The following is a 14154-nucleotide window of genomic DNA, read 5'->3' as shown; positions in this document are numbered from 1 at the left end:
GAGCCTGCGCGACACGACAAAAAATGTCAAGAGGTTCCAAAGCAGCACTGGCTATGTTCTGTAGACACTTCACACACTCTGTTCAAACGTACCCGCCTAGCCTTCCCGGTTCCCCAGTGGTTTACGCTTCATGGATTGCACCGGCGCACTGTTTCATACTTATTTTCTCTTCCTCAAACCGTTCAAATACTATCCAGCACAACAAAAGCCTTAATCTCCTCATCCTTATAAGGTACTGGCAAGATTTTTACGTTAATATCAAAATACTCTTCGACTCTTTTTTCGGTAATAATCTCCTTAGTCTTTCCAAACATATACGAATGTTGCCCCAGGAGCAGCGTAGTATCCGACAAACGCAAAGCATGTTCCGGATAATGGGTATTGATGATGCAAGATAGGCCGCGTTCCCTGACCAACCTCATGATCAGCTTGATGATCAAAAATTGATTCCTAAAATCCAGGTGTGATTCCGGTTCATCCAGAACCAGCACCCTTGGTTCACCCGCTAAGGCCCTGGCAATGAACACAAGCTGCAATTGCCCCCCGCTTAATTGCGTACACAACTTGTCCCGAATAGAACGGATGCCTACCTCATCAATTGCTTGGTCAGCAATTTTTTTATCTTTCCCGGAGGGCACGGAAAAAACTCCGATATGCCTGGCCCGACCCATGGTTACAAGTTCTCTGACCGTATAAGGAAAGGAGAGGGGGTGGGCTTGTGGCACGTAACCTATGGGAATCTGCTTTAAGGTTTTCCGTGAAGAATCTATACTTTTACCATTGATCAGCGTCTGGCCTCGCTGCCATTTCAGAATCCCTGTCACGCACTTTAGAATCGTCGTTTTGCCGGTTCCGTTCTGGCCTAAGATGGTCATAATCTCTTTTTCGCGGAGGGTAAAGCAGATATCCTGTAACAGATCATGGCCTTTTGAATAGCCAAAATATCCATGCTTAACTTCAAGTATCATTGCCAATCGCCTTTCGATGTTTTAAATAGTAGCGCAAAGAACGGCGCTCCCACAAGAGCTGTCAAGATGCCGATGGGAATTTCTGCAGCCGTCGCAGTTCGGGCAATCATATCGACCATAATCATAAAAATTGCTCCGACAATACAAGAGGCAGGAAGCAGATTTTTATGGTCTTCTCCTACAATCATCCGGCAGATATGTGGTATTACCAAACCTACCCAGCCGATGATCCCGGTAACAGTCACGCAGGCAGCCGTTATGAAGGTAGCCATAGCAATAACGGTTAACCTCATCCTCACGGGGTTTACCCCCAGAGAATAAGCCTCTTCATCCCCTAAAGAAAGGACATTAATCCGCCATCTGAGGAGCAGCAATCCAATAATTCCTGCCAGAATAGGAACTCCAACCAGCTTCAGATCACTGTAGGAGGCGCTGGCGAAACTCCCCATCAACCAGTAGGTAATAGCTGGCAGCTTGTCGTAGGGGTCTGCAACGTATTTGATCAACGAAATCAAGGCGCTGAATACCGCCGAGATGATCATGCCGGATAACACAAGCGCTAAGGTAGACGATTCTCCGCGCAGCTTAGACAGTGTGTAGGTCATTAGCACACTCAAGATGCCAAAAACCAACGCCAAGACTGTGGCTATCTGATTAATACCGGAAAGTAATATGCCAAAAGCAGCTCCAAAGGCCGCGCCGGAACTAACACCCAGCACATCGGGACTCACCAAGGGATTTTTAAAAACCCCTTGGAAGGATGCCCCCGCGACAGCTAGCCCCGCCCCGACTAAAGCATTCAACAGCGCTCTTGGCAAACGGAGATTCCAAACCACTGAACCGGCTATGCTGTCTGGTACCCCGCCGCGGAGTCCCGCGCTTAATATTTCCCCGACCTCACCCGGTGGAATGAAATATCGGCCTCCGTACAACGATACAAAAAACATCCCCACCAAGATAAGCAGCATGACAAGCCAAATAAACTTCAAGTTCTTTTGTTTACAAATCATCAGAGTATTTCCCTTGCCTTTTATTTATAGAAGAAAGATAAGCCTGACGTGTTTGCCGGCTCAACCACCTATCTCAAAGTTATATTTTCAGAACGGGATTAAGCTTGCTATTCAAAATTTGATCGAGTTCTGGATCGGTTAGTTTGTAGTTGAAGTATGTCTGGTAAAAGTTTTTCAGATCTGTCCTCATGTCATAGTCCGTAAATACCTCAGAGTGAAATACTTTACCCAGCCACTTGATCATCAAAGGGGTTTCCACACAGGGTGCATCCCAGCGATATATACCCATAGGTGCTTTATATACTTTCTTATTTTTTACAGCCTCAATTTTACTCCAATCTTGTCCTGCAAACTTGTTCGCATATAAATCCTCAGGCAATATTTCAGAGAAATTGCTTAGGATAATGACCTCCGGGTTCCAGGCTATCACTTGTTCCATGGTCACCTTCTTCCAGTTGTCTCCTGTCACCTCATCGGCCACGTTCACCCCGCCTGCAGTGTCGATCATGATTTTATTCACAGATTGACCAGTAGCTACTTGAAGTTGTTCATCTCTTAGATATAAGGTCTTAGGCTTGTCTTTGCCAGCCAGGGTACTTTCTTTAGACTTGAGATAGCTGTTGGTTTCCTGCTGGTACTTGATGAGTGCTGCCGCCCGCTCTTGCTGGCCCAGTATTTCACCGACCAGTTTGATACCGTTTTGTACATCCTCAAGGGTGCCATATTTAATAGCCACAGAGGGAATCCCAAGTTCTGAGAGCTTCTTGCCGATTTCCGGCTGATAATCCCAAATGACTACCAAATCCGGCTTCAGCTTGGCAACTTCTTCGTAATTGACGTTAAAATTATTATCGACAAAGGTCGAATTAGCATTGGCTATTTCAGGAGCCATGACCTTCAAAATGTTTTTCTGGTAAGCTTTCATGGCCGAAGGGTGCAGGCCAACAATTTTTTTACCAGACCCATCAACCGCATACACAATCGTCGCCCAAGGAATTGGCACAACGGCAATTTTTTCCACGTCAGCCTTAATCGTTACTTGGTTGCCCACCAAGTCGGTGACAATTCTAGTCTCCGCCTTTTTCTCCCCTGCCGGTTTCCCTCCATCTCCACTGGCTTGGCAACCCGTGAGGCTTAACACAAAAACAATAACCAGCAAAAGTGATAAATAATACCTCGATTTTTTACGGTGCTCCATCATGAAAATTCCCCCTCCATTATATGTCCTTGTAAAAGTTATACCTTGATGTAACCGGCTAAATAGTCATATCCTCTTCTTCCGATAAACTCGTACTGGGCATCGGCATATAGAGGTCCGCTCAACCCTACATGAGGCATAGGCACATACTGAGTACATCCTTTGCTTAACAGTCTCTGATACAAAGGATCTCCGACAATGATATCCGGCTGTAGTTTATCCATCCATCGTGCCAGCCCTTCCTCACTTTCAAACAAATGAACATCGGAAAGCGCCTTTTCTAGGTACACTTGCTTCATTCGTCGATCCATTTTCATCAAGCTAATTGATTCAACATAGTCAATCCCAAAGTCCTTACGCAAACAAGAAGCCAGGCATGAAGCGAAGAGCGGTTCTCCTATCACGACAGCCCTTTGTCCCAGACTTGCCCTACTAGTTAAAGCGTAGCGTTGCTTGCTTGCGTAACTCGGAGAAATATCTACTATCTCCGCCAGAACCTGAAACAGCTGCTGCATGCCCGACAAACCTACAGGCACATTCAGCACATAAGGTATCGAATATTCTTTTTGCATGTATTGGGCTAGCCCTACACCCTCATGGGAAACGACAAGGTTTAAGGCGGCAGAGGACATTTCCTTAAAGGTTTCCAGGTTATTTTTCTCTACTAAACCATTGATTTGGAGACCGAACTCCCCCAGTTGATCAATGAATTCGCTTAAATGGGTTTCCTTACCAAGACTTAAGGGCGTATACCCGAGGATATTCACTTGATTATTTATCTTTGCCCTCCTTTCCAGAAAACGTTTGCCTAAGGTTAACAGTGTATGGTACACGCCGGAGTAGTAGGTCTCAAAGCCTTCCGTAGGAAGCGCCAATGAGGGCAAGCCGGTTCGTCTGCTCAGCCTATCCGCTATTGCCCCGATGTCGACCCCCGTCAAAGCAGAGACTGGCGTACCCATAATTGCGATGAGTTCGGCCTGCCGATTTTGAACCCAGAGCCTTTCCGCCTGAAACAGGAATTCCTCTTCTGCGCCCATGACGGCTTCCATCTCCCCCAACTTGGAACCGAAAAACAAAGTCTGACGCAAATCCCTAATCTCATCACATTCGATGACGGCACTGCTACACCCACCAGGCGAGTACAGCAGGTTAAGTGAAGGCAAGGCAAAAAGAGCAGAGCAGGCCCCAGAATAGTCTCTTGCCAACGAAGGCAGGCGGGTCAAGATATTACTCATTGCATACCCTCCAAGATTTCCAGGATTCCCTCATAGCCGAAACGATAGTCGGCACTCACCAATATTTCTTTAGCTTTCAGACAAAAAAACGCTGCCTTTTCTCCGATAGCAATATCTATTCCTTCCAACCCGCCTGTCTGCGTTGAGACAGTTAGGTTGGAAACCAAATAGACCTCCGCCTGACTTCCCACAGTGGAGAGCGTATTAATATACCTCATATCTGGCTTGGCCACTGATTCAACAAATATTACAGCAACAGAAAGACCGATTGACACCAGGGCCTGAGCCAGCTCGAAAGACCTGGCCCCGATCCCCACCGCAATTCGTTTTCCAACTAACACCCCAGCTACTTTGGCGATAACTCGGTGGTACTCTTTAGCATCCTGGCTATAATCCCAAGTGACCCCCAACCCCTCCATCAAGGTTGTATAGTTATGCTTAATCTCTTTCATGTTGTACCGAGCAGGCAAGTAAAGGAAGGGTATGTCCCATTTTTCCTGCATGCGCAGCGCCAAATCATAACCAAAGCGGTCCAAGGCGATGTTTAACTTTCCGTTTACCAGGTCTTCAAATTCTTCGTAGGAGTCCAGCGCGGCAAACTCTCGTATTGTCTCAGTAACGCAATAGTTTTTAAGAATCTGCCTCAATCCAGAATCCTTGGGAAGTTTTCCGGCATCTCCTAACAGGTTAAGATGGCTTTTCTTCTCTTGCCGGACGCCCCTTAGCAGCAAATCCATAAAAATATTCCCTAGCCGCTCTTTAGGAAGTGTCCTTCTCCGAGAAAGTGGTCCCCGCTCAAAAACCTTCACCGGAATGCCATACTTGCTTTCAATTCGTTTTGTTATGCTTACAAACTCGGTACCTGTCAGAATATCGGCACAAGTAATATAAACGATGATCGCTTTTGAGCGACGAGTGGTCACTAATTCTTCCAGTGCCTCCTCCAATTTTTCCAGATGCTTCCCAGATGCAAAATCGTTTCTGGATACGGGGAGCAGGAATAACTTTTCGCTCAAGCCCTTTTTCACGGCCCTGAAATATAACACTCTGGAACAGGATGAGGGACCTATTGCCACGACATCGATGTCCGGCACACATAAGGCCAAATTGACCAGTTCCCCACACTCATCGTCGGCTATACCACTATCAAAAAAGCTGTCCAGTGGCATTTTATCTGCAATCTCCGCAAGCTTAAACTTTTCTTCTTCGTTATTCGTTCTGATATATCCCGTGCAAGACAACTCTATTCCTCCTATTTCCGTACCCGTCCTTCTATCCTTTTCCCAATTCCAGTTTCAGCATATAGTGACTAAACTTCTCCAATTCGTCATCCTCAAGGGCTTTTACCGGCCTATAACCTTGATGCTCGGTGATAACAACTGCTAAATCCTTAAAGTAGCAAGCTGCCTTTGAATCCGGAAACTTTTCCAGAACCGTTTTACCTTCAAGTTCCGAAAAGGCAATTTCCCGGCTGAATGGTACATCCGCCACTACCCGAGTACCTGTTAACATCGCAAACTGCTCAACCGCCGTTCTACTCGACTCAGGATTTCTGCAATTGTGAATTAACCCCCCCAGGATCACCGGCCTTGTCTCCTGGCTTCTACTGATCGCCTTCATAATATTGTTGGCAGCATATACCGACATAAATTCCGATGATGTTACGATATAAATTGTATCGGCATACCCTTCACGCATCGGAACCGAAAAGCCACCGCAGACTACATCCCCCAGCACATCATAAATAACAGTTTCCCAGGCTTCACCCCATATTTCTAAATACTGCAACTCTTCCATCATGGTGATAATCCCTCTGCCGGCACACCCAATACCCGCTTCCGGGCCTCCGGCTTCAATGCACTCAACACCACCAAAACCGGAAAATACAATATCCCGGCGGGTAATACCCAGCTGCTTGGCCTGCAATTGCTGCAAGACCGTAGGGATTTTACGCCCTAAGAGACACCTTGTGGAATCGGCCTTAGGATCGCACCCAATATGCAAGGTCTTTACCCCCTGTAGTGCCAAGGCTGCAGAAATATTGGCCGCTACTGTCGATTTTCCGATTCCTCCTTTTCCATAAAACGCTATTTTTAAGCATCTTTGTTTTTCGGGCACCTTCAAACTAATTCCCCCACAATTCCATCAACATTTTCTAACACAAGTAATACCTCTCTACCGCTCGTAGAGTATTGGTGTGTAGCATTTAGGCAGGTCTTCTGACTCTGGATCATCAATATTTCAGGCCTTCCCGGGATCACTCAGTGGCGTAAATGAACCATTTCCCCATCACAGTCGCGGCACCGTGTAGGAATTACACCTACCTCCCTTTTAAACCTAAGATTTTCAAACCTCGATACGCGAATTATTTACATTCAGTTTATAAACTAAAGCGCCTTAACTCTAATGGGAATGAACATGATGCATATCTGGTGTGTGCGCGTGTGCATGCTCTATTTTTTCATGGGTATGAACATGGCTGTGTTCGCCTTCACCTTTGCAGTCATGAGAGTGAGTATGGTGATGATCCTCGTGATTATGCCTATGTTCGTGAGTGCCTTCTTCATGAGTATGGAGATGCTTATGGTGTTCCACTCCTCCAAAATAAGCACCCATTATCATAATAATTAAGGCGATCACAAAGGATAGGGTAATGTGCTGACCGAAAAGTATTATCGAGAATAACACCCCAGTAAAAGGAGCGACTGCGTAATAAGCGCTTGTTCTTGCAGCGCCGAGTTCTCTTTGCGCGATAATATAAAAGTAGATACTAAGACCATAGGATACAAATCCTAGCACTAAGGCCATTAATAGGTATAACGCGTTGGTGCTGTACTGCTTTAGAGCAAGTGCAATTATGAGTGACCCTACTCCAGAGCCGAAACCCTTGACAACAACAATTTGAAGAGGGTCTTTCAAAGACAATCTACGAGTACAGTTATTTTCAAAACCCCAGCAAATGCAAGCGAGGATAACAAATATTGAGCCGTTTGAGAAGGAAAAACTCGTTAAATCCTCAACGGATAAAATAATACTTGCCAGGGTTATCAGTGAAATGGCGATCCACATTCTCTTGCCAATAGCCTCTTTGAATATCAATAAAGCAATAAGTGATGTCGCCACAATTTCAAAGTTGCTGAGTAGGGAGACGTTTGCAGATGTTGTCATCGTAAGTCCAATCATCAAGCAAACAGGTGCAGCCACATCAAGGATAATCATACCCAGAATATACGGCATTTCTTTTTTTGTCATCTTAGCTTCAATTTGTTCGCTTTTGCTAAGTGCTTTTACTATATTAATGGTTAACATTCCGAAGCCCGCCCCGAGATAAAGGAGTGCTGCCATTAACGTGGGAGGTATTTCCTCAAGCAATAGCTTAGATAGCGGTGAGCTAATCCCAAAAAGTGCCGCCGCCAATATTGCTATAGATATTGCTGTTTTATTTTTTTTCATATTGGTTCTTTCAATTGCCAAAACAAAAATCTTTGTACAGCATCAATGTCTTCCGAAGTAATCCTTCGAATTAGTAGATCTTCCTTAATCAAGGCAACAATTCTCCTTTTCTAACTCCGAGTCTTGGCCTTATAGGTTTAAAGGTTCAGTTCACATCAAAAAGTGCCAGGAGCTGTTTGGTGTAAGAATGGCGATTCGGAGCAAAAAGCTCCATTCCTTCACAGACATCCACTATCTCTCCTTGCTGCATGACCATCAACCGTTGGCTCATAAAGTGGACAGCGCTGAGATCATGGGAAATGAAGAGATATGAAAGACCTAACTTCTCTTGAAGGTCTTTCAGCAAGTTAAGAACCTTCGCCTGAATAGATACGTCCAGACTGGCAGTCGGCTCGTCCAATACGATCAGGGAAGGTTCCACACTGATCGCCCGAGCAATAGCCACCCGCTGCTTTTGACCGCCGCTAAGTTCTCCAGGATAGCGGTTCAAGCAGTTAGCCGGCAGGTGAACTTTTTCCAACAATTGACTGGCAATTTCCCGCTCATTGGTGCTTTTGTCCAAAAAACTTGGACAACCTTTATTCTGACAGCGAATTGGTTCCAAGAGAGAATCCATAATTGTCAGCCTGCTGTTAAAAGAAGCGGAGGGACTTTGAAAAACTGCCTGCATTTCCCGGCGAGCCTGGCGCAGCTGAAAAGACGTTAATTTATGAAGAGGGCGTTCGTTGAGCCAGATCTCCCCCTTATCCATCCGTTCCAGGGTCAGCAGGCAACGGGCTAAGGTGCTTTTACCACTGCCACTTTCACCGACCAGCCCTAAGCATTCTCCCCTCCGAATAGCGAAAGAAATTCCTTTGACCGCTTGATGACCGCCATGATAGGTTTTCCACACATTTTTCAGCCGCAGCACTTCCGGCTGATCCAAATCAGAAGTCTGAAGCAGCTGCAATTGCATTGCAGGCACCTCCTTCCAGCAAGTCTTCGCTTATAATAGGCAACTGATCTGAGCATACCGCCCAACTTTTTAGTCTTGAACATAAATAAAGAGACAACCCCTTGATTGCCAATCTAAAATCAGCAATCGAGCAGTTGTCTCAGACACCGCGTTCTTCTCCGCTTTCAAGTCGCCTGGGCATTTTTGAAAACAGATCCCGCTTGAATAAGACATAACCTTACCGGTTAGTTTCCCTCTGGAAACCTTTATGTACATTCAATAATAAAAAGCCCTTCAAACTAATGAAGGGCTGAATAGACAAGTCCCTTCACCCATCCGTCGTGAGTAAAGCTTATAAGGCATCAGGTTCCTGACTTAGGTTCTTGTTTACTGCCTCCCGACCAAGTTTCCTCAGTGGATGACATAAACTCCCCCTTACAGTGGCGGGACCGCGCCGGATTTGCACCGACTTCCCTGTGATGATTCTCCCCTAAGAGAGATCTCAAGCCCAATATTGAATTATCAAATTAAATGTATCACATACCCATTACCTGGTCAAGGGTCAGCATAACGCCCTCAATAGAGACTAAGCTGGGGAAGTAAGCTTACCTGAGCTCAGGGGAAAACCTCTACACCGGCCTCTTGGTCAAAAGAATGCCCGAGGCTAGGGCTGTAAAAGGAGCCACGGCCACAAGCCCGAAGCTTCCCACAATCGTGTGCATAATCTCCATGGAGACATACTTTAAATTAAAGATATCGACAACCGGCGTTCCTTGAGCCATGAAAAACATCAGCAAGGAAATATATCCTCCCGTATAGGCGAACAATAAGGTGGTCGTCATGGTTCCCACCACGGTCCGGCCTACGTTTAGCCCTGAAATTATCGCTTCCGCCCGGGTAATATCCGGTTTATTTTCTACCACCTCATGAACGGCGGCGGCGATGTCCATCGCCAAGTCCATTACCGCTCCTGCTGAAGCGATAAAAACGACGGCAATCAAGATCTGGGTCAAATTCAAATGGGCGTATCCCGCATAGAGCAGACTTTCGGAATAAGGCAGCACTGCACCATGGATTTTAAAACTGTGGCCAAAAACGATGGCCAAAATAGTGGTGAGTAACGTTCCTGAAAGAGAACCCAAAACCGCTGCCATAGATTGACGGTTCAGCCCCCCCACCATGAAAATAATGATGGAAGTAGCTGTCACTACAAAATACAAGGAAATAATAATAGGATTCCACCCTTTTAGAAGCAAGGGGATCAGCAGTTTCCATATCATTAAGACCGTCATTAAAAAAGATAACAGGGCCTTTGCTCCCGTCCAACGGGCAAAGAGAATTAAGAAGATGGCAAAAATTCCAATCAGAATGCTCTCCAAATTTATGCGATAATGATCTATCATTGTGACATTTCTAATGTTTTGGTCTGTATAGTCAATGACTGCCAGGGCTTTGTCTCCTTCAACGAAGGATTTATCCATTTCCAATCTGCCCATGAACCGATTGTGGGCAAAGGTTTGCTGCCCTTTAAAAGAACCATCCAGAATTTCTACTTTACAAACTTGCTCCCCTTCGAAGACAAAACTTACCGTCTTCGAAACATTATCGTTATTAACTTCCAGTACTTTAACTACTGCCCGCATACTATCCGGATAGGTATTCTCTTGAAATCCAGTTGGCAGGAGAAGCAAAATAACTACAAAGATCAGGACAATAAGGTTAAAAATAAGTTCTTTCAACGGGATTTTTTTTAGATAAGCAGCTTTCTTTTCTAAAGTCTCAAGAAGTATTCTCTGCAAAGCATTCCCTCCCGAATACCAAGGTATCAGTCCTGAGGGGTTTTGACCCCCTCAGGACTGATACCTTATTTAAACAGCTGATTTATGGAATTGACTTCTTTACAGGCGTTTACTTCGCCCGTGCGCTTTTGGTAATCGCAGACAGTTTGTTATAAATCTTAGTATTATCATAGTACCCGCCAAACATCTCTGAACCGGTACCTACAGCATAAACCGGTACGGGTACACCTGTATGGGAATAGGAGGAGAAGCTTAACCCGGCTTTATTATTGATGATATGAGAGAGCGTCACTGATAAGGGGTTATACGTCCCATAAAGAACATTTTCTTGATCATTTGAAGGCTTTGTCTCTGATGACATAAACTTGGTAAAAGCATTGTTCAGCAAGGAAGATTCGTAAGAAGTCAGAGTGGCTAAATCTAAACCATAGGCCCCTTTAATCTTATCACTTAAATCTTCCAGCTTTGGATTGGCAGGATGGGTTTCTTTGTACTGTTTACTAATTTTGTCAAATTCCTGGTAAGACATGGTTACCGGCTGAAGCTTCTCGAAATGGGTGCTGTAGCCTGTCAGAGAATAACCAATGGTCATACCGCCGCACTCGTGGTCAGCCGTGACAAGAATCAACGTATCCTTAGGATGGGCATTGTAGAAATCAAAAGCAACTTTCACAGAATTATCAAAGGCGATGGTATCATAGATGGAAGCTGTGGCATCGTTGGCATGGTTGGCCCAGTCGATTTTTCCCCCTTCCACCATCATAAAGAAGCCTTTTTTATTATCCAATACTTCAATTCCCTTTTTGACATAATCAGCCAAGCTCAGTTCCTCTGCCTCCCGGTCAATTTCATAATCTAAAGCTGTTTCATAATTGTCCGGATCAATGGCCACGACTTTTCCTGAACGGTTATTTAAAGCTAGGATTTCTTCTTTAGTATTGGCTATGGTATAGCCGGCTTGCTCGACTATTTCATAGATAGATTGATCGGCACCCTTAGGCCCGGTTTTTTGATCAAAATCGCCGCCGCCAAAATAATCGAAGCCACTGGTTGCCAGTTGTTTGCCAATTTCATAGGCATCATTTCTATTGGCCACTTTGGCATAGTAAGCTGCCGGAGTGGCGTGAGTGATGGGAACACTGGTTACAATACCAATCTTATAGCCTTTAGCCTTTAAATTTTCCGTGATGGGGGAGTAAGTCTTGGTTTTACTCTCATCCATATTTATGACGCCGGACAAAGTTTTCTGACCTGAAGCGAGAGAAGTAGCCGTTGAAGCAGAATCGGGAATAAAGGAAGAAGAATCCTGAGTCATAAGGGCACCGTGAACAGGATACTTAGTAAAGCTCAATTGCTCAGGAGAAAGCTTTCCGGGCAAAGATTTTTCCCCCAGATACATTTCCGCGCTGCTGACTTGGGCATAGCTCATGCCATCTCCGATAAACATAAAAACATATTTTGGGGTTTTTCCTTGATAAACCTCCTCCTTGGCTGACTTGGCTATCCCCAGGTTCGGCTGGGCGGCAAAAAGGGATATAAGTAATGTACCAATAACAACTATAGACGCGATACCTTTGGAATGGTTTCTTTTGAACATTCCTATTTACACCTCCGAAAATTTTTCTTAATTGTATAACACTAGTATTAAGCGCCGATTACGTTTTTGTAAGCTTATTGTTATTTTTTTCTATTTTTGCCAAAGACAAAATGCGCTGGTCTGAGAATCTCTATCCTCTCACCAACGCATTAATCCCATCTTCATTCAATTCTCCAAGCAGCAAATCCCTTGTTTGCCGTTCCTAACATTTCGCAAGCCTTTCATTCATTTCGTCTGATCATTTCCCTTAACCGGCTCATGCTTTCCTTCCCGATAAGCAATAACCCTGAGGGACATCTTCTTCAAGAATTCTACGATCCTAGAGAAGGAATTATCCCCTTTGTGTGGAATAGAATGAACATAAATATACAATAAAAAGGGCCATGGAGGTCTTGACTTGACATTAAGTCGAGTCAGATTTACCATGGTCTTTTTTATATTTGAAGGAGGATGATTGCAATGTGTGAATCTAACGTTTATCTCCAAGATGGGGAAAATGAAGTCCTGATCATGGAGTCTGTAGATACCATTGAACCTTGTGAGAACGGCGTGAATCTAATGGACATACTTGGCAGACAGATGTTTGTTCCTGCCAGAATCAAAGCTATGACTTTGCTCAACCACCGAATTATCGTTGAAAAAATATCTTAAAAGTCTCTTTTTCTTGACGAAGGAGATAATTCCTCCAGCTCATCTTCAATATCCATAAGCTGGACTAGCCAGCGAGAGCGCTTTTCTCTATCCGACATATATTTCCCTAAAATCTCTGATTTTTTAGCGTACAACGATTGCTTACGATCTTCTGTCTCCTGTATTCGTGTTCTTTGTCCCATAGCCTAACCTCTTTTCATATAATTTTAGGTTAAAAGAACCATGGAGCTGACTATATCCCAGTGCCAGACCTCCATGGTCCCAATATTTTCATTAGTTCCTTAATATTCTATATTCTATAATCTATAATTCTATATTCTACAAAAACATTAAAATACCTTTCTGATTTTACATAATTTTTAATTTTTATTACAATTTTTAAAATATTGTATTCAAATCTACATTTACGCATTAGAATGATTCGGTTGTTGCCCGCCACTATGCGCTGCCAAAAGTATTTCCAGCCTCTATCTCACATAGTCATATTAAGGTGGGGGTGGGCAAGTGCAGGGCAACCTATATCAATTGTATTTCTTAACCTTAATAATTCACATCATCGATACATTTGCTTACTCTGTACGGCTTAATTTTATCAAAAGTGGACAATTCTCCCTCTCTACCTCACTCTTTAACTTATTTTATTTAATATCTCTCGTTGCTCATACCCTGCAAGTTCCTTTAATCGGAGCTTTGATGGATAGCTCAATAAGTCACAGTATTGATCCTCTTCCAATTATCCGCAGGGTCATTTTGCTAGCAACTGCCGGCACCCTTTTCGGCATAATTCTTACTCCTACTTTTCTGAAAAACTTCTCTCAAGCTGTAGCCAAGCTTGAACACTTAGCCTCTGTGCCATCAATAGTTATCGATGCTTTAAGATGGGGCAGTATGCGAAGATTTATTAACAGTATTACCATGCCTTCCAGAGCAATGGTCAATCATCTGCCTTATCGCAAAATACCGATTAATTTGATAGTCCTCAATATCCTGGTAACAGGGATTTATACTATTGGAGTAATGTCGGCTTATTATGCCACATTACTTGTCGATCCTCAGCACCGCCTGGCTGCTTCAGCCTCAGCAGGAATACTTAACACAGCCGCAAATATTATTTTCATGCTTTTTATTGATCCTAAATCATCAATTATTACCGATCAGGCTTTGAAAGGAAATCGTCCCTATGCGGATGTCAAGGCCCTCGTAGTTATTTTAATGAGTTCGAAACTACTGGGAACTCTTATGGGACAATTGCTCCTAATCCCTGTGGCTAAGGCCATTGCCGGCCTATACATGTAAGAACCGGAGTTGA

13 protein-coding genes and 2 riboswitches are annotated in these 14154 nt (G+C 44.2%); of the genes, 2 read left to right on the top strand and 11 right to left on the bottom strand.

Features of this window, described 5'->3' with window-relative positions; all coding sequences use genetic code 11:
- Window positions 1-182: 182 nt before the first annotated feature.
- The 10 genes from BLS16_RS02245 to BLS16_RS02200 form a co-directional block, all read right to left on the bottom strand.
- Window positions 183-968: an ABC transporter ATP-binding protein gene (locus BLS16_RS02245; protein WP_092329313.1), complete on the bottom strand. Its 786-nt coding sequence runs from the start codon at window positions 966-968 to the stop codon at window positions 183-185.
- On the bottom strand, window positions 965-1978 hold the full coding sequence (locus BLS16_RS02240) for a FecCD family ABC transporter permease (protein WP_092329310.1): 1014 nt from the start codon (window positions 1976-1978) through the stop codon (window positions 965-967). Before BLS16_RS02240 ends, BLS16_RS02245 begins: the two co-directional genes overlap by 4 nt.
- Window positions 1979-2057: 79 nt before the next feature.
- Window positions 2058-3179 (bottom strand): ABC transporter substrate-binding protein, encoded by a 1122-nt coding sequence (locus BLS16_RS02235; RefSeq protein ID WP_207649717.1) that lies wholly within the window; start codon window positions 3177-3179, stop codon window positions 2058-2060.
- 35 nt (window positions 3180-3214) lie between these two features.
- Window positions 3215-4411: a nitrogenase component 1 gene (locus BLS16_RS02230; protein ID WP_092329307.1), complete on the bottom strand. Its 1197-nt coding sequence runs from the start codon at window positions 4409-4411 to the stop codon at window positions 3215-3217.
- Complete coding sequence (locus BLS16_RS02225; protein ID WP_092329305.1) at window positions 4408-5652, bottom strand: nitrogenase component 1; 1245 nt, start codon at window positions 5650-5652, stop codon at window positions 4408-4410. Before BLS16_RS02225 ends, BLS16_RS02230 begins: the two co-directional genes overlap by 4 nt.
- Window positions 5653-5683: 31 nt before the next feature.
- Window positions 5684-6529 carry a nitrogenase iron protein NifH gene (locus BLS16_RS02220; protein ID WP_092329905.1) on the bottom strand — a complete coding sequence of 282 codons (846 nt, stop codon included), beginning with the start codon at window positions 6527-6529 and terminating at the stop codon, window positions 5684-5686.
- A 74-nt stretch (window positions 6530-6603) separates the two neighbouring features.
- A riboswitch (cobalamin riboswitch) is annotated at window positions 6604-6782 on the bottom strand.
- 32 nt (window positions 6783-6814) lie between these two features.
- Entirely contained in the window at window positions 6815-7864 is a 1050-nt protein-coding gene (locus BLS16_RS02215; protein WP_092329302.1) for a DMT family transporter, read from the bottom strand.
- Window positions 7865-8009: 145 nt separating this feature from the next.
- Window positions 8010-8819: an ABC transporter ATP-binding protein gene (locus BLS16_RS02210; RefSeq protein ID WP_092329300.1), complete on the bottom strand. Its 810-nt coding sequence runs from the start codon at window positions 8817-8819 to the stop codon at window positions 8010-8012.
- Between the two features lie 325 nt (window positions 8820-9144).
- Window positions 9145-9320: riboswitch (cobalamin riboswitch) on the bottom strand.
- 107 nt (window positions 9321-9427) lie between these two features.
- Window positions 9428-10597: a YibE/F family protein gene (locus tag BLS16_RS02205; protein WP_092329297.1), complete on the bottom strand. Its 1170-nt coding sequence runs from the start codon at window positions 10595-10597 to the stop codon at window positions 9428-9430.
- A 109-nt stretch (window positions 10598-10706) separates the two neighbouring features.
- Window positions 10707-12194, bottom strand: a complete 1488-nt coding sequence (locus BLS16_RS02200) for an alkaline phosphatase (protein WP_092329295.1) — start codon at window positions 12192-12194, stop codon at window positions 10707-10709.
- A 459-nt stretch (window positions 12195-12653) separates the two neighbouring features.
- Between BLS16_RS02200 and BLS16_RS02195 the strand changes: the two genes are divergently transcribed.
- On the top strand, window positions 12654-12845 hold the full coding sequence (locus BLS16_RS02195; RefSeq protein ID WP_092329292.1) for a CooT family nickel-binding protein: 192 nt from the start codon (window positions 12654-12656) through the stop codon (window positions 12843-12845).
- Here the strand turns inward: BLS16_RS02195 and BLS16_RS02190 are convergent.
- The gene (locus BLS16_RS02190) at window positions 12842-13027 is read right to left on the bottom strand and encodes a hypothetical protein (RefSeq protein WP_092329290.1); all 186 of its coding nucleotides are present in this window, start codon (window positions 13025-13027) and stop codon (window positions 12842-12844) included. The two genes, BLS16_RS02195 and BLS16_RS02190, sit on opposite strands and share 4 nt — an antisense overlap.
- A gap of 322 nt (window positions 13028-13349) precedes the next feature.
- On the opposite strand from BLS16_RS02190, the gene BLS16_RS02185 reads away from it, so the two are divergent.
- Window positions 13350-14141 carry a lipid II flippase Amj family protein gene (locus BLS16_RS02185; RefSeq protein ID WP_092329288.1) on the top strand — a complete coding sequence of 264 codons (792 nt, stop codon included), beginning with the start codon at window positions 13350-13352 and terminating at the stop codon, window positions 14139-14141.
- Window positions 14142-14154: the final 13 nt, after the last annotated feature.

Source organism: Desulfosporosinus hippei DSM 8344, assembly GCF_900100785.1.
GTDB classification, from domain to species: domain Bacteria; phylum Bacillota; class Desulfitobacteriia; order Desulfitobacteriales; family Desulfitobacteriaceae; genus Desulfosporosinus; species Desulfosporosinus hippei.
This window is presented reverse-complemented; position numbering and strand designations above follow the sequence as displayed.

Bases quoted from the DNA above. Each gene is read 5' to 3' on its own strand.
- BLS16_RS02245 (WP_092329313.1), bottom strand. From the start codon at position 968: ATGATACTTGAAGTTAAGCATGGATATTTTGGCTATTCAAAAGGCCAT.
- BLS16_RS02240 (WP_092329310.1), bottom strand. From the start codon at position 1,978: ATGATTTGTAAACAAAAGAACTTGAAGTTTATTTGGCTTGTCATGCTG.
- BLS16_RS02235 (WP_207649717.1), bottom strand. From the start codon at position 3,179: ATGATGGAGCACCGTAAAAAATCGAGGTATTATTTATCACTTTTGCTG.
- BLS16_RS02230 (WP_092329307.1), bottom strand. From the start codon at position 4,411: ATGAGTAATATCTTGACCCGCCTGCCTTCGTTGGCAAGAGACTATTCT.
- BLS16_RS02215 (WP_092329302.1), bottom strand. From the start codon at position 7,864: ATGAAAAAAAATAAAACAGCAATATCTATAGCAATATTGGCGGCGGCA.
- BLS16_RS02210 (WP_092329300.1), bottom strand. From the start codon at position 8,819: ATGCAATTGCAGCTGCTTCAGACTTCTGATTTGGATCAGCCGGAAGTG.
- BLS16_RS02200 (WP_092329295.1), bottom strand. From the start codon at position 12,194: ATGTTCAAAAGAAACCATTCCAAAGGTATCGCGTCTATAGTTGTTATT.
- BLS16_RS02195 (WP_092329292.1), top strand. From the start codon at position 12,654: ATGTGTGAATCTAACGTTTATCTCCAAGATGGGGAAAATGAAGTCCTG.
- BLS16_RS02190 (WP_092329290.1), bottom strand. From the start codon at position 13,027: ATGGGACAAAGAACACGAATACAGGAGACAGAAGATCGTAAGCAATCG.